The following is a 21,820-nucleotide window of genomic DNA, read 5'->3' on the forward strand; positions in this document are numbered from 1 at the left end:
GGTCTTTATTTAGCTTGTTTGGTTATGTCGTTTTCGTACATTTTGGTCCATTGATCGTAATGATTGATCGCATCGACTGGATCAACTATCTTGACGTTTAATTTTGGATACGGATTTGTGACCTTGGTACTTGCTGGATAAATACTCAAATCCGCAATCGTTTTTTGTGTCTCTGGGGATAACATATAGTCATAGAACAAAAGCGCTGCATTGGGATGTGGGGAATTTTTAGTAATGGCGACATTAAATGCCATACCAACCACTGGTTCTAAAGGAATCCAATCAATGGGCTTACCTGCTTTTTTACCCGTTTCGGGTAAATCGACATACATAGAAATTGCCATGGGCACTTCACCTGCCACAACTAGATTATTTAACAATGACATTCCATTTCTGACAGAAACACCATTTTTGCTAATAATTTCTTTAAATAATTGCTGACCTTTATCCTCGCCCATATTTTTAATCGTCGTGATATACCACTCTCGAACTTTACCTTCTACCCCAAGCTTACCTTTCCACTTAGTGTCAAGTAAGTCTTGATAAGTTTTAGGTAAATCCGCTTTTTTAATCTGCTCAGTATTGTAAGCAACTCCCCAAACGTTGAGCATGCCCATCGCCCAGTGTCGATGAGCAGGAACACCGCCAGGCATTAGATCTGCTTGGTATGGGGAATATACAGGCTGAAATAACTTTTCTCGATAAATAGCTTCAATATGTGGGGAGGTTGCCATGACCACATCTGCATCATATCTTTTACCAGTAGCTTCAGTAATCACGCGCTGCATGACGGTGTCGCTGCCAGAGCGCCAAGATTTCACTTTAATATTGTATTTTTTCTCAAATGGCTCAATGATGACTCTGAGTAAAGATGGTCTCAGAGCAGAATAAACGGTTACTGTTTGTTCTTTTTGTGCCGCTTCTAGAAGTTTTTGATTTCTATCAGGGCCTTGGTAATTCAGGAGAGATGCATTTTGTGCAAAAGAACTGAACCCGATGAGGGCAATGCATGCACCAAAAAAAAACTTCGACACTTCGTAAAGTTTCATGTGATCTCCAGATTTTATTTTTTATATATCTTTTTAAATCATAGCACACAACCCACTACAAATATGACGGTAAAGCTCTTCGAATATCTTTATAGAAGGGGAAATACCCTAGTCGATATAAAATCAATTGTTTATAAATCAGCTAACGCTTCACTGACTAAAAATTGGGGGTGCGATCTGCTTTAAAGATGGGATACACATTTAAGGTAGCATCTTGATCAGGTAAATAAGACATCCAAAATTGTAGTCGTGCATCTGAATCTAACCTAAAATCCTCATCTCTTGCTAGTTTTTGGTCATACTCTTTGCGGATTGCAGGCAATTGCTCAGCAATAATATCGCCAAACATCTCACGAATTTTTTCATTGCCGTCATACATCCATTGCACCAACTCAAGTGCCCGGTGATTAGCAATGTAATCACTGATTTCATATGCGGTATTAAATTGCCCCCAGGCGGATAATGAATCAGGCCCTTTGGGTTCAAATAAATGCGCTACAACAGCTGACTTGGGTTGTTGAATCGGCACAAAGATGGCACCTTTTTGTAAAGTGATTGTCTGCGAGCGCCAATGGCCGTCAATCGTAGCTTTTTGCCTTCCCTGAAAACTGGCGTGATCAAAGTTAATATATTGGGGAAGAACCTGAAAAGCTTGGACGGGTAATGCTGCTAGATTGGCTTTTAAAACCTGATAACGCAGACCATGTATATCTAGGTATGGCTTGACAATGGATGCCCAGGCTAGTGGAACGACATAGCCACCCTGTGGCAGTCGAACAATCGCCTGATCAACGGGCTGCACGTTATCAAAAAATGGTACATGCCATACCTCAGGCTTAGTCAAGTCATAACTAACTAATCTTCCGCCAACAATGGGTGCGGGATTGAGAACCTTATAGCTATAACCTAATAAATCAATGGTTTTAATGGTGGTTTTATCAGTGGCCTGTATATCCACATCAAACTCCAATGCATAGTTGCTACCTCCACTGACTTGCGAGGCTTTATCTGCTCTCGCTTGAGCATCTTGAATCTGGCTTGAGTGCCTTGAAATATTGGTGAGTAAAACGTCTAATGTGTCGTGGCATGTTTTGACCCGCGAGGAATAACTTTCCCAGGCATAGTCCTCTACCAAGACCCCAATACGATTTCGAATCGCGCTATAAGTATGGGATTGGCGTGGCGAATCGGTATCTAAAACAAATCCTTGTTTAGGGTCTTCTTTATCAATCAAGCGTGGATAAAAACCTAAGGGTCGATGTCCGCCTTTTGTTAGCTGCTGCAGTACATCGTCTAAATAATTTTTGGCAACTTGTGTAAGTCCTGGATGACCGCCAAACTCGGGGGTGACGGTGAGAGATACATCATGCCGAAACCGTAAGCCATCGGTCACGTGTAAATCAATCGTCACTGCGGGATCCCAAGCATTGACTAAACGGAGCATCGATTGCATCTCTGGTGTTTGCGCAAGCATCCAGTCGCGATTAAGATTAATTCTTCTAGCGGTAGTTCGCTCACCTTGCTCAAATGGACCATCTTGATTGGGTCTTTGAAACCGCCCACGGTGTTCATGACCATCCACATTAAATACAGGTATCCAAACGACAGTCATGTCATTCAAAGGATTTCTGGGGTCAGAGTTATCCAATAATTCTTTTAAATAAATGAGGCTAGCATCTTTGCCATCGATCTCCCCTGAATGCGTGCCAGCGATCACAAATACAACCGGTACTTTTTTCTTTTGAGCCTGCTTTGGAGTTAAGATGTTTTTCTTTGAAGTGACCATATACACAATCGGTCGATTCTCAGCGGTTTTTCCCATGACATTGCACGAGACTTGACTGGGATACTTTTGCGCCATCTTTTTACAAAAGCTCGGAATCTCGGCATAAAACCCGGTTTCAACAAATTTACTTTTTTCAACCGTTAGTTGTAAATCTAGCGACCTTAATTGAGAAGTCCGAGTTGGAGTAGGGCTTGATTGCGCATGGGCAATCCATATGCTCTGATGAAGTAAAACAAGCACTAATACACGGAATAACAACATCAAGGGAACAAGCCAGACATCATTGAATCAAGTGAATTCAGTAGAATGTTACACATACTCAAGGTGGGTTCTTAACCATGCACGTAACTCATTTTCAAATACTGCATAACTTTCCATGATCTTGTCTAGTGCAGCTAAATCAATCATGCCACCATTACTCAAAACCTCACTCAAACTCTCAATGATTTTGGATAATCGAACGGAGCCAATTTGACGGAGCTGGGTTTTTAAAATATGGAAAATAGCTTGAACTTCATCCCAATTTTTACTTTCAATGGCTTCCTTGAGTAATTCAAAATAACCAGGCATCGCTGACACAACTTCTTTAGCTAATACACCAGCTAATTTAGTGTAGTCTTTGACCACTCTCTTTAACCAATCGGGGTTGAATATCATTTCAGAGTGACTGTTGATCATTTCAAGTGCTAAACCCTGAGGGGTCAGATCTGGGCCAGTGGAACTTTCTTCCCGGCGATAAATATACTTCTCTACAATAGCTGATAAGGCGTCTAATTCAACTGGTTTATAAATCACATCATTCATGCCAGCGTCCATACATCGCTTGATGTCAGCAACATAATCAAAGGCTGTAATTGCCACAATTGGCGTGGGTTCTATTTTCAGAAAAGTTTCCCAACGACGAATCAAAATGGTAGAGTCCACACCATTCATCACAGGCATTTGTACATCCATTAAAACTAATTTAACATCTGTATTTTTTTTGAATAACTGATGCGCCTCATTACCGTCTTTTGCCTCAATCACTTCTAAATTGAGGCTTTCTAGTAAAAAATGAAGGACTAAGCGGTTAGCTTCAATATCTTCCGCAATTAATACTTTTCCGATTGTTGGTACTTTTGAATTTTCACTCATTGTATTTTCTACTCGTTAAAACTTCATCTATCATCCAACTGAATCAGAATCATCCTCGATGTATCCTGTCTTCGTCAACTCTTGAACTAAGTCATGATAATGAGTCTGCAATTCATGTACATCTTGTTTCGTTATTCTGCCATCATTTCGTAACAGATGCTCAAGCCTCATCAATTCATGAGCTAATCGATCACCACCTATTTGCCCAATGACCCCTTTTAAAGTATGAATAATCGATTTTTGTTGAACGAGGTGATTTTCATCCACAGCAATCAATAACTGCTCGAAAAATTTGGGTGGCTCTTTAAGGGATGACTGAATCAGCTTTTTCGCTAATACTTCATTGTTTCTTAAACGTCCGAGCATTGCAGTAGCATTAAATATTTCAAAGACCTTTGGCACCTCAGTCGTTGGAGCAACTGTTTGGCTATCACTTGTTTGCGTGGTTAACCACTTTCCTAACATCTGCTCTAAAGCAAGCGACTCGATAGGTTTAGCTAAAACATCATTCATACCCTTTTCAATAAAACGTGTTTTATCTTCTTCATACAAATAAGCTGTAACAGCAATAATGGGGATAGCAGGTAGGTGAATATCACTTTCAAAAGCACGAATAAGATTCGCGGCTTCATCCCCTGTAAGAACTGGCATCCCAATATCCATGAGGATTAAATCCATATTTTGCTCTTGCATATAACGATCATATGCTTTCTTCCCATCATCTTTGATTTCTAGAACGGCATGTGGACAAATATCCGTCAACATATTGGATAACACCATTTGATTAATTGGGTTATCCTCAACAATCAAGATGCGCCCACGATATTGCTTTAATGTAGTGGACGATTGAGGTAAGTTACTTGATGCACTCTGAATATTGACTGCCTCAATATCCAAACACTCAAGGGGAATTTTGACCCAAAACTCTGAACCACTACCCTCTGTTGAATGAATACCATACTCACCCTTCATCAGATTAACTAAATTACTCACGATGGATAAGCCCAGTCCGGAACCACTCGTGAGCGTTTCCTTCGACGTATTGACCTGAGAGAAGGACTGAAATAATAAAGCTTGGTTTTCTTTTGAAATGCCTTTTCCAGTATCTCGTACTGAGATTTCTAATTGCGCCATTTTGTCATGACGACTCACTTCTTTAACTGTTATTACAACGGATCCACTACTTGTAAACTTAATCGCATTATTGATCAGATTCGATAAAATCTGTTGCAAACGTAAGGCATCCGCTTGATAGGTTTGATTCTCAGGAAACTCACAATTTAACAGCAACTCAAGCCCTTTAGCCTTCGCAATGTCTTCATATAACTGGACAACTTCTTTGACAATCGAAGTAAGGTGAATCGGTGATTCGAGTAATTCCAATTTGCCAGATTCAATCTTGGAAAAATCCAAAATATCATTCAAGAGAGTTTGTAAGTTATAACCAGACTTTAAAATAACTTCAATCCGTTTTTTTTGCTCGACTTCAGATACTTTTTTATTCAGTAATAACTGCGCCATTCCCAAAATACCATTTAATGGAGTCCTAATCTCATGACTCATGGTCGCTAAAAATTTTGATTTCGTAGCGTTCGCATGTTCCGCTTGGGTTTTTAATTGTTGAAGTTGTGCCATCGACTCTTCAATGACCGAATTACTTTTCTTTAACTGATTGTTAAACTTCGTTGCTCTTAAAATTGAACCTACTGAAATACCCGCATAAATCAAGACCAAAGCAGAAACTAAAAATCCGAAATAAAAGTAGATATTGCGATACCGCGTAAAGTTTTCAAGAACTGTTTCCTGAGTCACCCCTACAACAATGTATAAAGGCTGATTTCTAATCTTTTCAAATGCGTAATAACGTGTCACACCATCATAAAAATCATTTCCAATAAATGTGCCGGAATCTTGACCCTTCATCATAGGGGGGATTTCAATAGTTTTAGTTGTGTAACTTGAGTCTTCTACTCCTTCTAAATATAGGACTCTAAACTTTCCATCTTCACCAACAACAGAAACTAAGCCATTTTTACCTAAGGCAATTTCCTTATAAAAACTTAAAAATATAGTCGGGTCAAAAGAAAGAACCGCAACACCATTAAAAGAGCCATCAGATTGATTAATTCTGCGAGTTAACTGAATTGAAGGTTTACCTGTGGCGCGACCAATCACGGGTACACTTACAAAGGCACCTGGGGAATAGATCTCTTTATGAACCTTAAAATGCTCTCGATCTGATAAATCGATTGGCTTTAATACTGGTAGACTCGTAAAGGCATAAATACCCTCTCGGTCTATCATGCCAATCTGATTAAACTGCCGCAGTTCAATCACCTGATCACGCAATAACTCTTTAATAATCGGATAAGAGTCTTTGCCATATTTCTCGAAATAAAACTTCACAATCCGAATTAGTTCATCACCACTATTAAGGATAGTTTCCGAATGCTCTTTAAAAGCACGTTCGATATTGGTAATTTCTTGAAATGTAGTTTTATCAATATTTTGCTTGTCATAATGTATGCGCGTAAAAATAAACGTCCATAGAATGATCAATAGCAAAATTGATAACAGAACCAAAAACAAGATACTGTTATTTTTTTCTTGGCGAACAGGAGCTTCCAAATGAGCAATGTTTTCTTTGGTAAATTCTGACGATGGTAAGTTTTGATTCATACAAACTATTATGATGTATTTTTGTGAAGATTCGGCAATTTTTCTTTAAAACTCATCATAGGCAAATAGGGGCTATTAAGCTCAATATATACCCTAATTCATTTGATTCGATTGAGCCGCTTGGATTGCCTTTACTAAATCAGCAATCTCATTTTCAAGATCTTGGACATGTGCCACACAATCTTGCCGTCCAACCGATTCTTCAACAGAGGCGATGGCTTGTAAGGTTCGCTGCGCTGAAAATATCACCACCATCCCTTTTATCGCGTGAGTGCTCTCCATGATTTTTGGACCATCATTCTTAGCTAAGCCATCTTTCATTTGTTGCATAAATTGAGGAACATCTTTGATAAATTGAGTTGCAATTTCATGAAACAATGCAGGGCTATGGCCCAGTAATTCCATCGCCTGATCAAGATCCATAATGACCGACTGATTACTCGAGCTCTTAATTTTTTTTCCCTCAGGAAACTTCTCTTGTGCCAGAACATCTAAGCGGTGCGATAAAGCTTTCGTATCAATGGGCTTAGATATATAGGCGTCCATTTGATGTCTTAAACATTCCTCTTGATCTCCAGCCATAGCATGTGCTGTCATGGCAATGATCGGAATGTGTCCGCCACTTACTTGTTCTTCTTCACGAATTTTTTTGGTCGCCTCATAGCCATTCATTATCGGCATATCTACATCCATCAAGATGACATCAAACTGACCCATCTGCCAATGTTTTAAAGCCTCCTCACCATGCTGGGCTAATGTCACTTGATGTCCTAATTTCTCGAGCAAGCGGATGGCTAAAATTTGGTTGACATGGTTGTCCTCAACCAACAAGATATGTAGAGCATTTTCTGATCGATCTACTAACTTTCGCATGACAGTTGGCAGAGTTTGCTGGATACCACCAAGCGCAATTAAAATGGCATTGAGTAGCTCAGACTTGACGATGGGTTTCATCACATACGAAGCGATACCTAGCTCTTGACACCTTGCTGTGTGAACAGCTTGATTATCTGAGGTCATCATCATGATCATACGACATGCATACTTGGAGTTATTTTTTAATTTTTGGGCTAAATCAAAGCCATCCATTCCCGGCATTTGTGCATCAACCAAAGCAATGCAGTAAGGCTTACCCCGCCGATAAGCTGCTTCAATTTCTATAAATCCTTGTTCAACACTAGTTACAAGGGTAGGCAACATCTTCCAACGCTGTAAGGTCTGATTGATCTGTTGCAGGTGGGTCTTATTGTCGTCGACTACCAAAATAGGCATTCCAGAGATTTGCCCTGTTTGTTGAAATTGCTCGACAACATCTGGATTAACCACATCCATCTTTAGGGTGAAAGAAAAAGAACTCCCCTGACCTTCCTCACTTTCGACATGAATCTCACTCCCACCCATGAGCTGAAGGAGTTGCGAAGAAATAGTTAAGCCAAGTCCAGTCCCACCAAATTTTCGCGTAGTTGAGGTATCAGCTTGAGAAAAAGAATCAAAGATTAACTTCAATTTATTACTTGGTATCCCAATTCCTGTATCCCTCACGCAAAAACGTACATCGATTGAACCATCTACTGGGTTTTCCACTTGCATGACGGATACTTCTATTTCACCGGTTTGCGTAAATTTAATTGCATTGCCAACTAAATTGACAATGATCTGACGCAACCTTCCTGGATCACCTAATAGTTGATCGGGGATATTGGCATCGATATTCAGTAAGAGCTCAAGATTTTTCTTGTGCGCTTTAATCGCCATCGTTCGCAAGGTGCTGCGTAACATGTCCTCTAATGAAAACTCAATTATTTCAATTTCCATTTTCCCAGACTCAATTTTGGAAAAATCAAGTATGTCGTTCACCACATTCAAAAGTGCATCTGCAGATGATTGAATCAGATCGAGAAATTCTCGCTGCTCATGCGATAAATCAGTATCTAATACCAATTCCGTCATACCCATAATGCCATTCATGGGAGTTCGTATTTCATGACTCATATTGGCTAAGAAATCACTTTTAATCTTGGTCGACTGCTCCGCTGAATCTTTCGCCTGACGTAACATCTCTTCAGCCTGTTTGCGCTCAGTAATATCTGAAGTCGTGCCAGTCATACGTAATGCTCGACCTGCCAAATCTCGATCGACCACTTTACCGTGTGCTTGTACCCAAGCTATATCACCATTATTTTTCTGTACCCGAAATTCAACTGAATAATACTCACTTTGACCTTTTAGAACTTCAATTAAATGATTTCTTACTAAAACAAGATCCTGTTGATCAATCCTATTTAAAAGAAAATCATCTCGAGTAAATTGCTCTTTTTCTTCGCCGCCCATCATGAGTGCCCAACGATCACTGAGATATAGTCGATGTTTCGCAATATCCCAATCCCATAATGCTAAATTAGATCCATTGAGCGCTAAATTGAGTCGCTCTTGAGTGAGTCGAATGAATAACTCATTTTTTTGGCGCTCAGTTATATCCTGAAAACTGACCACTGCCCCTACCGTAATATTTTCCATCACAATGGGTCTTGCTCTAAAATTAATCGGAACGAATTGACCGTCCTGAGTGATAAAGTGAGTCGTACCATCCATCGGCACTCCTGCCTGAATCACTTTAAACTGTGGACTCTCCTCCGGCGGAAATAGTTGGTCATCAGGTTTCTTATATTGTATTTTTTCATGGATGAGTTGACCCATCATATTTGCTTCACGACATGCCAGTATTTTTTCTGCGGCCGCGTTCATAAAGGTTAGACTACCTTGTAAATCCGTCGCATATACGCCATCACTGAGTGTGTTCAAAAGGGTAAGAGTCATCGCAGCGTTTTGTACTCGAAAACGCTCATTGACTTCATTTAATTCCGCATTATTGATGAGGTGGACGTGTTGCATCAAGCGATGCTCTTTTTCTACATCTTGATAATATTGATCGATGATGTCTAAAAATGATTTCAGCTTTTCATCAGCCGGATAATCATTCCCTAAATAACGACGAAGTTGCCTTTGCAACAAACGATGCATGAAAGCCCTACTCGTAAATGGTGGTTAATGTCATGGTTTGATTATGTAACTGACACTGCAGAATATCCCGAAATGGTGCCAGTTCCCCATAAGAATAAAATCCAGCAATCGTTGTCTTTTCCCCTAATTTTTCTTGTACTTCCTCCAGCTCTTCCTCTGTCAATTGTCCCATCACTAAGCGCCTACCGACACAACTAACGACTAAGCATAATCCTGCTTCATACTGTTCTTGAGAATGAGTAGCATCCGCTGCCATTCCAGCATTTTCAATTAAAAGATCAGAATTCGTACGCATCAATTTACACAGATAACCCTGTGGTACATCCCCTGCAAAAGTCAGACTATTACTCCCCTCATCCACCCCGAGTAGAGTTCGAATCAGCAGTTTTTCTTTTTTATTTACTTGAATGCCTAATGGGAAACGTAAGCCACTAGCCGGCAATTCCGAAGCCTGTTCACCAAGATATTTTTTATATAAGGCTAGAGCTGGTTGATTGTCGATTTCATAAACAATATTGCCAATGGATTTTGTCACCATTCGATCAGCTCCAAACTCTTCACAACCAGAAAAACAACCACTTTTTATGGTGAGATCACCATAAAATCCTAAAGCTACAATCCTGTCAGTTTTAGCTGGTGCATTAGCCATTACCAAGGTATTACCAAACCGCGTACCATCACCAGCCAATCCACCGGTAACGGGGAGTCCTGCTTGGTTTAGCCCTAGTGCGAGATCACTACCATTTACATGTAGTCCATCTGAAAGCACAAAAACATGACGTAGTTCTGGAGAAGCTAACTCAGACATGAGTTGTTCACCAACTTCCTGAGCATTTTTTCCAGGACCAATATCAGTCGATACCATTCGAATATTTGCATCCTCAAGCTGAACTACTGTTGCAATCATGTCACCGTCACTAATACTTACCCCAGCAATACTCCCAGCGGAAGAACAACCGATAATCTGCGCTTGAGGAAATTTTTCTCGTAACTCGTTAAAACAAGACTCTTCTTGAAAATACGGATTATCTGAAAATACCAAAACAAGTTGTGCACTTGTAGAAAAACTAGGCAAGGATTCCCATCCAGATTGATGATCCCAACGAATTTGACTAACTTGCATGAGTACCCCTGTTTATATGAATCTAATACTTCATAATAACAGTGGAAAGAGAAAGTCCCGCATAGATTTTCTTGGAACTGAAGAGAAAAATAATGCTAATTTTTATAAATAAAGTTCTCTTTTGCGATGATCAAAGGGGTTTTGAGATTCCCCTTTTGCTATTTGATTTGAAGACTTTTCTTGGATATTTATTTATATCCTACTTGATCGAGTAACTTCTGAGCCGCTATTTGGTTTTTGCCAATCGCAGCAACAGGTACCTTTTCAACCTAGAAATTCCCCATACTCTTAAATGCGGGATTATCAACTTTTACGGTGGATACAACATGCCATTCATTATTGCCGTTAGCAAGATACTCCTGAGCAGAATCAGTAAGTAGGATTTTTTAGGTACATTAGATGGTACATAAAAATTAAAATTTATGTAAGTATTTGATTTGCATAGCCTATTGGCGGAGACGAGAAGATTCGAACTTCCGATCCAGGGTTTAGCCAGATGCTCCCTTAGCAGGGGAGTGCCTTCGACCACTCGGCCACGTCTCCGTAATACGCTAAAACTACAAGTTTGCTATTCTAACGGATTTATTAAAAACCCCCAAGGAATATCAACAACTTATTTAATAAATCAACTACTTATTACTTCTGCTCAAGTTCAAAAGCTTTATGTAATGCTCTGACTGCAAGTTCCATATACTTTTCATCTATTAATACAGAAATCTTGATTTCACTGGTCGAAATCATCTGAATGTTAATCCCCTCTTCCGAAAGCGTTCTAAACATTTTGCTCGCAATACCAACATGCGAGCGCATGCCAACACCCACTACAGAGACTTTAGATACTTTGGGGTCCCCAGAGATTTCTTTAGCTTCCATGTGCGATTGCACTTTGGTCTTCAAAATCTCTGTTGCTTTTTGATACTCAGCCCTTGGAACCGTGAAAGTAAAGTCCGTCTTACCATCAACCGATTGATTCTGAATAATCATGTCCACATCAATGTTGGCATCTGCTATAGGGCCTAAAATTTGATAGGCAATGCCTGGCTTATCCGGAACTCCAAGAACCGTAATCTTTGCCTCATCCCGGGCAAATGCAATACCAGAAATAACTGCAGCTTCCATTTTATTGTCTTCCTCAAAGGTAATTAATGTGCCAGATGCCATCTCTTGCTCAAGAGGGATCATCGGGTCGGTCAGCGATGATAAAACACGTGTTTTAACGCGATATTTTCCCGCAAATTCTACTGAGCGGATTTGCAAGACTTTGGAGCCAAGACTTGCCATCTCCAACATTTCTTCAAACGTAATTCGGTCGAGCCGACGCGCTTCATCACAGACTCTAGGATCTGTGGTGTACACACCATCCACATCGGTATAAATCAAACACTCTTCCGCACCTAGTGCAGCAGCAATTGCTACCGCAGAGGTATCGGATCCACCGCGTCCGAGTGTAGTGATATTGCCTTTTTCATCAACACCCTGAAAACCAGTAATTACCACCACCTTACCTTGTGCTAAATCAGCAAGAACTTTTTCTTTTTCAATTCCTTGAATACGCGCTTTAGTGTGCGCCGAATCGGTTCGTATCACCACCTGCCATCCAGCATAACTTAATGCTGCTATCCCTTCAGCTTGGAGTGCTAACGCTAACAATCCTGAACTGACTTGCTCTCCAGTACTGGCAATTTGATCAAGTTCTCGTGGGTCTGGATCTGGGTTAATCTCTTTCGCCAACCCTAACAGGCGATTAGTTTCGCCTGACATGGCGGATGGCACAACCACGACCTGATGACCAGCTTTTTGCCACTTCGCAACGCGCTTTGCCACATTTTTAATACGTTCAGGTGACCCCATGGAGGTCCCACCATATTTATGTACGATTAATGCCATATGAATACTTTTGCGTAATTTTTATACGCTTGATGAATAAAGGGTTATTTTACACCTTTGTGCGTGCTCTTCTTCAACTTCAGTGGGCGCTCTCTTTTATAAAAATCGGTTTGACGCGTGGCCCATATTGAGTAAGTAGGTCTACATGTAACCCAACACCAACAACAGCTAATACTTCATTATCCAAACATAAAATCCTTGCTGTGCGTTGCCAAGGAGGAACATCCAACTCTTGAAAGATTTTTTTGAGGGTTTTTCGTGACTGCTTGGGGTGTATACGAATCTTTTCACCACCTGACCGAACTTTTTCTTGTATTGCTTGATTGTTCATCGCCATTTGATAAACCTCTAGCGCCAAACCAAATTCATCTGAGTCTTCATCAATCTTCATAAATTCCCAGCGCCCAGGGGTAATACTAGGATCGCAAACGGATAATTTTTGACGCCACACTCTTAAGTGTTTTCCGTCATGCACCCACTGTAATTGGTGATCTGCCATATTTTTTAGTTGCTCAAGATCAGCCCACCAAGCAGTGAGCCGCTCTTCACTAGGCATATTTAAGCCTTGTAGAAAGATCCAACGACGCAGCGCATTATTGGCGCGTGCCATATCTTCAAAACGAAGAGCCATTAAGTAAACAATATCTAAACCATCTTCGGTGGTCATCACATTCAAATCAATATCCGCTAATTGATCTAACAAGTGCTGCGCATCCGCCATATGTGATGCAGTACGACTTAAGTTTTTTCTAAGTTGGGGCTGTATTTTTTCTAGAATAGGCATGATCCGTAAGCGGATAAAGTTTCTTGTAAAGTGATCGTCTTGGTTACTGGGGTCTTCTATCCACTGTAAATGATACTCTTTGGCATAAGACTCTAAATCTTTACGGGATAGATCAATAAAAGGTCGCCATACTCGAATATCAGTTCTTTCTAAACCGCGCTGTGCTGCCATACCTGATAAGCCCGGCAAACCTGATCCTCGTAATAGTTGCAAAAGTACGGTCTCAGCCTGATCATCTTGGTGATGACCGAGTAAAAGATCAGTAACCCTGTGTTGCTGACACATTTGCGCAAGTGCTTCATAACGCGCCTCACGCGCCTGAGCCTCTACATTACTCATCTCGCCCACTCCGTCAGGCCAGTTGATCAACCGAAAATCAAAAGTAACTTCGAATGAATCTGCCACATGCGCGCAGTGCAACACCCACTCATCCGCAATTTCTTGTAAGCCATGATTAACGTGCAATGCGATGACATGTTCAGGGCCATAGGCCGCGACCGTCGAGTGCAATAAAACGGTGGAGTCTAGGCCCCCACTAAAAGCCACGGCAATGCGCGTGGCAGAATCAACGGTTGGGATTTTATTTGCTGGATGTGTCTTTGAACTTACCATAACTCATGAGCCTTTCATGACGGCGTTCAAGTAAATCTTTAACACTCATTCCAGAAAATTGACGTAAGGAATCTGCCAGTGCTCGTTTGAGATTCGTGCACATTCCTTCGTAATCACGGTGAGCCCCTCCAACTGGTTCATTCACGATCTTATCAATCAAACCAAGTCCTTTGAGACGATGTGCGGTAAGGCCTAATTGCTCGGCAGCTTCTGGTGCCATCTCTGCAGTTTTCCATAAAATGGAAGCGCACCCTTCTGGTGAAATCACTGAGTAGGTCGCAAATTGCAACATCAGTACCATATCACCCATCGCAATCGCCAGCGCACCACCTGAACCGCCTTCACCAATGATGGTAGAAATAATCGGCACTTTGAGTTCTGCTTGGGTATATAAATTATGGCCAATCGCTTCAGATTGATTCCGCTCTTCGGCATCGATTCCGGGGAATGCCCCTGGCGTATCCACAAAAGTAAATACAGGGATTTCAAACTTTTCTGCAAGTCGCATCAGGCGCATTGCTTTGCGATACCCTTCCGGTCGACTCATCCCAAAGTTACGCAAAGCACGCTCTTTTGTGTCTCGGCCCTTTTGATGTCCAATCACCATACAAGAGGTGCCATTGAATCTTGCTAAACCACCAATGATCGAGAGATCATCACCAAAAGAGCGATCACCATGTAACTCGTGGAAATCAGTAAAAATCTGATTGAGGTAATCTAATGTATAGGGACGCTGTGGATGACGCGCAATCTGTGACACCTGCCAAGGCGTAACTCGGGTGTAGATATCTTTCGTCAGTTGCTGGCTTTTTTCAGCAAGACGACTAATTTCATCAGAAATATCCACTGCAGATTCGTCTTGAACAAATCGTAACTCTTCGATTTTGTTTTCTAATTCTGCAATCGGTTGCTCAAAATCTAGGAACGTAGTTTTCATAAGGCTATTTTACATCCCAAATCTTACTTTATATGATTTTTTGAACTAATAATCGACAGGAATAGGGTCAATACTGCGCCATAAATACCAAGTCGCGACGGTTCGATACGGCGCCCAATTGGCAGCAACCTCTCTGGCCTCTGCGCGTGTGACTTTCTCTCCGCTGAAATAATTGATTGAAATGGCTCTCAACAAACCAATGTCATCCAGTGGCAAAATATCTGGTCGTTTTAAATTAAAGATGAGGAACATCTCTGCTGTCCAACGACCAATCCCCCTAATCGAAGTTAATTCTTTAATAATTTGCTCATCGTCTAAGGTATGCCATTTGGTCTTGGCTAAACCATGGTTATGAAAATGATCAGCTAAATCTTTTACATACTCTATTTTTCGATAAGATAAGCCTGCCGCACGAAGTGCCTCTGGCTCAGAGACTAAAACATGCTTGGGCGTTACTTTTGGCATGGTTAATTCAAAACGATTCCACACGGCTTGGGCTGCCGCTACGGAGATCTGCTGTCCAATAATCGACCTTGCTAAAGTCAAGAATGGATCACCTCGTGAAACAACTCCAGTATCACGATACTTTGGAATGATCTTTTTTAAGATGCGATCCTGTGTAATGAGTTGATGGCAGGCATCCTCCCAATAGTCTTCCATTGAATCCATGTCCTTCGTCATCAATGACTCTCTTTAATTTTTACGCCAAGTGGTTTTACCTTGGGGCTGATCTTCTAGCACAATACCCTTGGTCAGTAAGTCCTGACGAATGGCATCTGACTTTGCAAAGTCTTTGTTCTTCTTGGCGATTGCGCGCTGCTCAATGAGTGCTTCAATTTCTGACTCATTCAATTGCAATTGGCCACTCTGTAAATATGCTTGTGTCGTTCTTTGTAAAAGTCCCATATATCCAGCTAAATGCTTTAACGTATGCGCCAGCGATTGATATAAGTCCATCTCATTTTGTTGCCGAGCTTTATTTGCCTCGGTAGATAATCCAAATAAAACAGCAATCGCTTCTGGGGTATTGAAATCGTCATTCATCGCCGCATGAAACTGCTCTACCCAAATATCGATTAAAGGCGTTGTTTGATTTAAATCATGATCTTTTAGAGCGGTATACAAACGCTCAAGCCCTTGTGCCGCTTCATCGAGGGTCGCATCACTATAGTTCACTGGGCTACGATAGTGCGCTCGGAGAATAAAAAAACGAATCACTTCTGGGTCATACTGCGCTAAGACATCTCGAATCACAAAAAAATTACCAAGTGATTTAGACATTTTTTCATTATTAACGCGCACATGGCCGTTATGCATCCAATAGTTCACAAAACGCGGATCGGTACTTTGACCATCCTCGGTAAAGGTTCGATAGACGCCTTCACTCTGAGCAATTTCGTTTTCATGATGAGGGAACTGAAGATCCGCACCTCCGCCATGAATGTCGAAGTGATAACCCAACATATCACATGCCATGGCTGAACATTCAATATGCCAACCAGGACGGCCCTCACCCCACTTAGATGCCCAGCGTGTGTCTGCGGGTTCATCTTCTTTTGCGCTTTTCCACAAAACAAAATCTAGTGGATCTTTTTTATCTCCGGCAATAATAACGCGATTACCCTCTTCTAAATCATCTAAAGTTTTACCGGATAATTGACCGTAGGGTGGAAAATCTCTCACCGAATACATCACATCCCCTGAATCGGCCTGATATGCCAATTCTTTCTCAATGAGGCCTGAGATCATTTCTTGCATTTGCTGAATATAATGCGTGGCCCGAGGCTCATGATCGGGACGCAGGACGCCTAATGCATCGCCATCTGCATGCATGGCATCAATAAAGCGTTGGGTGAGGGTTGCAATCGACTCTTGATTTTCAACTGCACGCTTAATGATCTTGTCATCAATATCCGTAATATTTCGGACATATGTAACCTCATAACCACTCGCTCTTAACCATCTCACGACCATATCAAATACAATCATGACTCGGGCATGACCAATGTGACATTGATCATATACAGTCATACCGCAAACATAAATAGATACTTTGTTTGCTTGGATTGGCTGAAAAACTTCTTTTTGACGATGTAGGGTGTTATATATTTGAAGCATAGGATTTAAAGTGATAAAAGCGCAACATAATCTTGTTCAATTGTTCTAACTCGCAAGTATAGTCAATAGTGCCATAAAATATCATTTCAACATTGAGAAATTAAAAATGCCACAACAAGTTCCTTTGAGTTTTAAGTTCAACACCAATCATCATCACTTTTCATTCGCTTGGAAAAAATGCGTAATTCTCCTGAGTGTATCCTTACTCTTCGCATGCAGCACAATGAATCCAGAAACACCGAAAGATCAAAAGGATCAAATCTCAATCGCAAAAGAATCTAATCTTGATCATCATGTGCCAACTACTCTAGAAGAAGCCACCAAAAATCCTGGTAATTTAGGCGTGTACTCGCCTCTTGGGACCTCTACCTCGATGACTTCTAATAATACGGGTCTTCAAACTACCCAAAATACACCTACTCTAGCAACGCCTTTTATCGCTTTACAAAATGCGTCAACAGATACAAGCTCTAAAAATGGCGTTCCAGCCAATATTGCAAAGCTCATGAAAGAAAAAAAATGGGATGAGGCGCTCAAAGCAATTGATGTTGAGTCGAAAAAAAGTCCGCGAAATATTCAAATCCTATTTATTCGGACACGTATTTTGACTGAACAAGGCCAGTTGGAAAGTGCTCGCCAAGCCCTCGTAGCTTTTATCGAGAAGTATCCTGAAATTCCGGAACCATATAATAATCTAGCGGTTCTTTATGCTCGCGCTGGTAAGCTCGATTTAGCGCGCGATAATCTTGAGATGTGCCTCAAACTCTCACCGAATTATGCAATTGGCCTGCAAAACTTAGGAGACATTTATACTCTTATAGCTGCTAGCTATTACGATAAAGCTTTTAAGCAAAATCGGAGAATGACCGAAGCTGATAAAAAAAGAAAATTGGCTGAAGCAATTACTTCTCAATAACCATTTTTTTAAACCTCAAAGGAAAAATATGTCACGTGTGCAATTCAAAACCAACCATGGTGATTTCATCATTGAACTCAATGAGGAACTCGCTCCACTTTCAAGTGCTAACTTTTTAGAGTATGTAAACTCTGGTCATTACAACGGTACGATCTTTCATCGTGTGATTAGTAATTTCATGGTTCAAGGTGGTGGGATGGAAGTGGGTATGAAGCAAAAAGAAACTCGTGCAAATATCGAAAATGAAGCCGCGAATGGTTTAAAAAATGTTCGTGGTAGCGTTGCTATGGCTCGTACCAGTGATCCTCACTCAGCTTCTTCACAGTTCTTTATTAATGTCGTAGATAATGATTTTTTAAATCATAGCTCACCAACTCCACAAGGATGGGGCTATGCGGTGTTTGGTATGGTGACTGAAGGAATGGACGTAGTTGATACAATCCGTAAATTGCCAACAGGTAGCGCTGGATTTCATCAAGATGTGCCGAAAGAAGACGTTGTCGTTCTTGAGGCTGTTGCTCTTTAATACCCACCATGCCTGAATTTGATCGTGCACTGATTATTTCTGATCTGCATCTTACGGCTGCATACCCTTTTACAGCGAATCGTTTTATCGATTTTTGTAAAAACGAAGCAAGGCAAGTTCAGGCGGTTTTTATTATTGGTGACTTATTTGAATTTTGGGTTGGGGATGATGCTCACATGCACACCCCCTTTAACCGAAGCATCGCGAATGAAATTCAGGCACTTAGCGCTTCAGGTGTGCAAGTATTCTTTATTGCGGGTAATCGAGATTTTATGTTGGGCAAAGATTTCCAAAAAATTACCTCATGGACAGCTCTTCCTGATCCTAGTGTTGTCACGATTGGGGGGCAATCTTGGCTGCTCTCCCATGGAGATATGCTGTGCACTGCTGATCCTGCTTATCAATTATTTCGAAATTTTACTCGCGTACCATTTTTTCAATATCTGTTTATGCTGATTCCTCCCAAGTTCCGGCAAAAGATGGGTGATCGGCTTCGCTCGCGCGCGGCCATGAAATATCAACGTCGCGAATATTTTGACCCGATGACCGCGAATATCAAAGGGAATGTTACCTTAGAGGCCTGCGCCAAAGTAACTGAGAAGTATCACTGTCCACGTTTAATACATGGTCATACACACCGTCCAGGTATGCAAGAAGAACAACTCGGCAATCACTCTTGGACCCGATGGGTCCTCTCAGACTGGGATTTAGATCACCCGGAAATGAAGCCTCGCGCCAATGCTTTACTCATTAATCCCTCAGGCATTACTGCCATTGATTTAATCAATACTTCAAGCCTTGGATAATAAAGGCGCCATTTGGGCAAATATTTTTGGATTGGCGGCCATAATTTGTCCAGAAGAAAAATAACCCTCTTCCCCATCATATTGACCAACTAATCCGCCGGATTCTTGAATTAACAAAATCCCTGCGGCCATATCCCAAGGCTTTAAATCACCTTCAAAAAATCCATCTAGGCGCCCGGCTGCTACATACGCTAAGTCTAAGGAAGCTGCTCCTGGTCGACGCAAGCCTGCACAACTTCTGGTCATCCTCTTAAAGAGATGGACGTAGTGATCTAAGTTTTGATCATTACGGTACGGAAAGCCTGTGCCAATTAAGCAATCTGCTAAGCGCAATTGCTGTGCCACTCGCAAACGACGATGATTTAAATAGGCGCCAGCACCTTTGGTGGCGGTAAATAATTCGTCACGTGTTGGGTCATAAATTAATCCTTGCTGAACAACACCATTAACAAATAAGGCAATCGATACGGCAAATTGCGGAAATCCATGAATAAAGTTTGTGGTGCCATCAATGGGGTCAATAACCCACATGAAGTGCTCTTCTTCAGTCTGCTGCAAAGCCACGACTTCATCCCAAGAGATTGCTCCAAGACTTTCTCCAGATGCAGTTAAATAACCACTTTCTTCGGCATAAAAGTGATGGGTGGGATAGGCTTCTTTTAAAACCTCTATGATTGCGTACTCTGCTGCTTGATCAACTTCTGTTACAAAATCGTTTTGTTGCTTTCTAGCGACCTGCAAACGCTCCAAATTAAGGGAGGCACGATTAATAATATTACCTGCACTACGCGCCGCTTTTACTGCGACATTCATCATCGGATGCATAAGAATTTCTCTTAAAAGTAGAATACAAAACAAAGAAGAACACAAGTTGATAAAGAGCAAGTTAAGTCATACTTAACGAAGTTCTCTATTTTAACTAATTTAAGCAAAGAAAGCGAATCAAGATGGGTGTTACTTGGATTTTGCATGAAACGAGTCATGCGGGAAATGTTGGCTCTGCGGCCAGAGCTATCAAAACCATGGGTTTTGAGCAGTTATGTCTGGTCAACCCTAAATCTGCAGATATGGCGCAAGCTCCTGAAGCAATTGCCTTGGCCAGTGGCGCGGTGGATGTTTTAGACAATACGCAAGTCACTGCGGATTTAGCTTCAGCATGTGCTCCGTTTTCCTATGTTTTTGGCCTAACTTCGCGTGATCGTGAATTTGGTCCTCCGGCGATTTCGATTCAAGAAGCCTGCACACTAGCTCAGCAAGCTCTATCCCAGAACACTCCTTGTGCTTTTTTATTTGGTTCGGAACGCACGGGTCTTCGTAATGAAGACTTTCATTATTGTTCTCATCGTGTCTGGATTGATGCTAATCCCAACTATCCATCTTTAAATCTGGCTCAAGCGGTAATGATCTGCGCTTATGAAATGCGCCAAGCTTCGCAGCTTAAACCAACTACCCTGCAAAATGATGCAATCCCTAGCCGTGCAAGTATTGAGTCGATCAATGCTCTCATGGACCACCTAGCTGAGGGATTGGAGGCCATCGAGTTTTTAGATCCAAAGCACCCCAAAAAATTGATCGATCGACTCCGCGCACTCTTTGATCGGGCAGAACTGCAAACGGAGGAAGTACTTCTTCTAAGAGGGGTGGCAAAGCAAATGTTACTGACTAAAGATAAAAGAATTAAACTATAGTTATGTCATTATATTTTTTTGAAACAGTCGACTCGATTATTGCACGCGATCCTGCGGCAAGAAGTCGTCTTGAGGTCATTACTTGCTACCCAGGCCTTCATGCTATTTGGATCCACCGTATTTCCCACAGGTTATGGAATGCCAATCTAAAATGGCCCGCTCGTTTTTTATCGCATCTCTCTCGCATCCTCAATGGAATTGAAATACATCCAGGTGCAAAAATTGGTAAACGTGTTTTTATTGATCATGGTCTAGGTGTTGTGATTGGTGAAACGAGCGAGATTGGTGACGACTGTACGATTTATCAAGGTGTAACGCTGGGGGGGACCTCTTTGTACAAAGGGGTTAAACGTCACCCAACTCTTGGTAAAGGTGTTGTCGTCAGCGCTGGGGCAAAAGTACTGGGTGGTTTTACGATTGGCGACTATGCCAGAGTTGGTTCCAATGCAGTTGTTTTAAAAGAAGTGCCAGCGAATGCCACTGCAGTAGGTATTCCAGCACGTATTGTTCGCGCCGAATTACCAGCAAATGCAACTGACGCCGCAAAAGAACACTTTTCTGCTTATGGCATTACGCCAGAAGCAGATGATCCTGTCTCTTTAGCTCTTAAAAGTTTGATTGATATTACTTTAGAGTTGGAGAATAAAGTGAAATCTCTTGAGCAACAAATACGAACGAATACTGATGACTGCGCTGAGTCGGAGAATCATGCCAAAGAAATTACCCAATTAAAAAACTGGTTGAAAGACTGAAA

At 41.4% G+C, this 21,820-nt stretch carries 17 protein-coding genes and 1 tRNA gene; 5 read left to right on the plus strand and 13 right to left on the minus strand.

The window, feature by feature from the left end:
* Positions 1-5: 5 nt before the first annotated feature.
* The 12 genes from QMN06_RS08175 to cysS form a co-directional block, all read right to left on the minus strand.
* Entirely contained in the window at positions 6-1,049 is a 1,044-nt protein-coding gene (locus tag QMN06_RS08175) for an extracellular solute-binding protein (RefSeq protein ID WP_281969634.1), read from the minus strand.
* 157 nt (positions 1,050-1,206) lie between these two features.
* On the minus strand, positions 1,207-3,096 hold the full coding sequence (locus QMN06_RS08180) for a M14 family zinc carboxypeptidase (RefSeq protein ID WP_281969635.1): 1,890 nt from the start codon (positions 3,094-3,096) through the stop codon (positions 1,207-1,209).
* A gap of 48 nt (positions 3,097-3,144) precedes the next feature.
* Positions 3,145-3,969: a hybrid sensor histidine kinase/response regulator gene (locus tag QMN06_RS08185; protein ID WP_281969636.1), complete on the minus strand. Its 825-nt coding sequence runs from the start codon at positions 3,967-3,969 to the stop codon at positions 3,145-3,147.
* A gap of 30 nt (positions 3,970-3,999) precedes the next feature.
* Positions 4,000-6,648, minus strand: a complete 2,649-nt coding sequence (locus QMN06_RS08190; RefSeq protein WP_281969637.1) for a hybrid sensor histidine kinase/response regulator — start codon at positions 6,646-6,648, stop codon at positions 4,000-4,002.
* A gap of 93 nt (positions 6,649-6,741) precedes the next feature.
* Positions 6,742-9,669 (minus strand): response regulator, encoded by a 2,928-nt coding sequence (locus QMN06_RS08195; RefSeq protein ID WP_281969638.1) that lies wholly within the window; start codon positions 9,667-9,669, stop codon positions 6,742-6,744.
* A gap of 7 nt (positions 9,670-9,676) precedes the next feature.
* Entirely contained in the window at positions 9,677-10,792 is a 1,116-nt protein-coding gene (locus QMN06_RS08200; protein ID WP_281969639.1) for an FIST N-terminal domain-containing protein, read from the minus strand.
* 450 nt (positions 10,793-11,242) lie between these two features.
* Positions 11,243-11,335 (minus strand) — tRNA-Ser (locus tag QMN06_RS08205).
* A gap of 93 nt (positions 11,336-11,428) precedes the next feature.
* Positions 11,429-12,679, minus strand: a complete 1,251-nt coding sequence (locus tag QMN06_RS08210) for an aspartate kinase (RefSeq protein WP_281969640.1) — start codon at positions 12,677-12,679, stop codon at positions 11,429-11,431.
* A gap of 79 nt (positions 12,680-12,758) precedes the next feature.
* Positions 12,759-14,075 carry a tRNA lysidine(34) synthetase TilS gene (gene tilS, locus QMN06_RS08215; protein WP_281969641.1) on the minus strand — a complete coding sequence of 439 codons (1,317 nt, stop codon included), beginning with the start codon at positions 14,073-14,075 and terminating at the stop codon, positions 12,759-12,761.
* On the minus strand, positions 14,044-15,012 hold the full coding sequence (locus QMN06_RS08220; RefSeq protein WP_281969642.1) for an acetyl-CoA carboxylase carboxyltransferase subunit alpha: 969 nt from the start codon (positions 15,010-15,012) through the stop codon (positions 14,044-14,046). The genes tilS and QMN06_RS08220 overlap by 32 nt, the downstream gene beginning before the upstream one ends.
* 45 nt (positions 15,013-15,057) lie before the next feature.
* Entirely contained in the window at positions 15,058-15,693 is a 636-nt protein-coding gene (locus tag QMN06_RS08225; protein WP_348649136.1) for a DNA-3-methyladenine glycosylase, read from the minus strand.
* 12 nt (positions 15,694-15,705) lie between these two features.
* Positions 15,706-17,130: a cysteine--tRNA ligase gene (gene cysS / locus QMN06_RS08230; RefSeq protein ID WP_281969643.1), complete on the minus strand. Its 1,425-nt coding sequence runs from the start codon at positions 17,128-17,130 to the stop codon at positions 15,706-15,708.
* Between the two features lie 223 nt (positions 17,131-17,353).
* Here cysS and QMN06_RS08235 point away from each other — a divergent pair, with 223 nt between their 5' ends.
* Genes QMN06_RS08235 through QMN06_RS08245 form a run of 3 tightly spaced genes read left to right on the plus strand, consistent with a single transcriptional unit; the run spans position 17,354 to position 19,378 of the window.
* Positions 17,354-18,046: a tetratricopeptide repeat protein gene (locus QMN06_RS08235; protein ID WP_281969644.1), complete on the plus strand. Its 693-nt coding sequence runs from the start codon at positions 17,354-17,356 to the stop codon at positions 18,044-18,046.
* Between the two features lie 28 nt (positions 18,047-18,074).
* Positions 18,075-18,572 carry a peptidylprolyl isomerase gene (locus QMN06_RS08240; protein WP_281969645.1) on the plus strand — a complete coding sequence of 166 codons (498 nt, stop codon included), beginning with the start codon at positions 18,075-18,077 and terminating at the stop codon, positions 18,570-18,572.
* 8 nt (positions 18,573-18,580) lie between these two features.
* A complete protein-coding gene (locus tag QMN06_RS08245; protein ID WP_281969646.1) occupies positions 18,581-19,378 on the plus strand; it encodes a UDP-2,3-diacylglucosamine diphosphatase in 798 nt (265 codons plus the stop codon).
* On the opposite strand, the gene QMN06_RS08250 is transcribed toward QMN06_RS08245, so the two are convergent.
* Complete coding sequence (locus QMN06_RS08250) at positions 19,364-20,203, minus strand: inositol monophosphatase family protein (RefSeq protein WP_281969647.1); 840 nt, start codon at positions 20,201-20,203, stop codon at positions 19,364-19,366. The genes QMN06_RS08245 and QMN06_RS08250 overlap by 15 nt on opposite strands.
* Positions 20,204-20,325: 122 nt before the next feature.
* Here QMN06_RS08250 and QMN06_RS08255 point away from each other — a divergent pair, with 122 nt between their 5' ends.
* Positions 20,326-21,066 (plus strand): RNA methyltransferase, encoded by a 741-nt coding sequence (locus tag QMN06_RS08255; protein ID WP_281969648.1) that lies wholly within the window; start codon positions 20,326-20,328, stop codon positions 21,064-21,066.
* A gap of 2 nt (positions 21,067-21,068) precedes the next feature.
* Positions 21,069-21,818, plus strand: a complete 750-nt coding sequence (gene cysE / locus QMN06_RS08260; protein WP_281969649.1) for a serine O-acetyltransferase — start codon at positions 21,069-21,071, stop codon at positions 21,816-21,818.
* Positions 21,819-21,820 lie beyond the last annotated feature (2 nt).

The organism is Polynucleobacter sp. SHI8, assembly GCF_027944005.1.
In the GTDB taxonomy this organism is placed as follows: Bacteria; Pseudomonadota; Gammaproteobacteria; order Burkholderiales; family Burkholderiaceae; genus Polynucleobacter.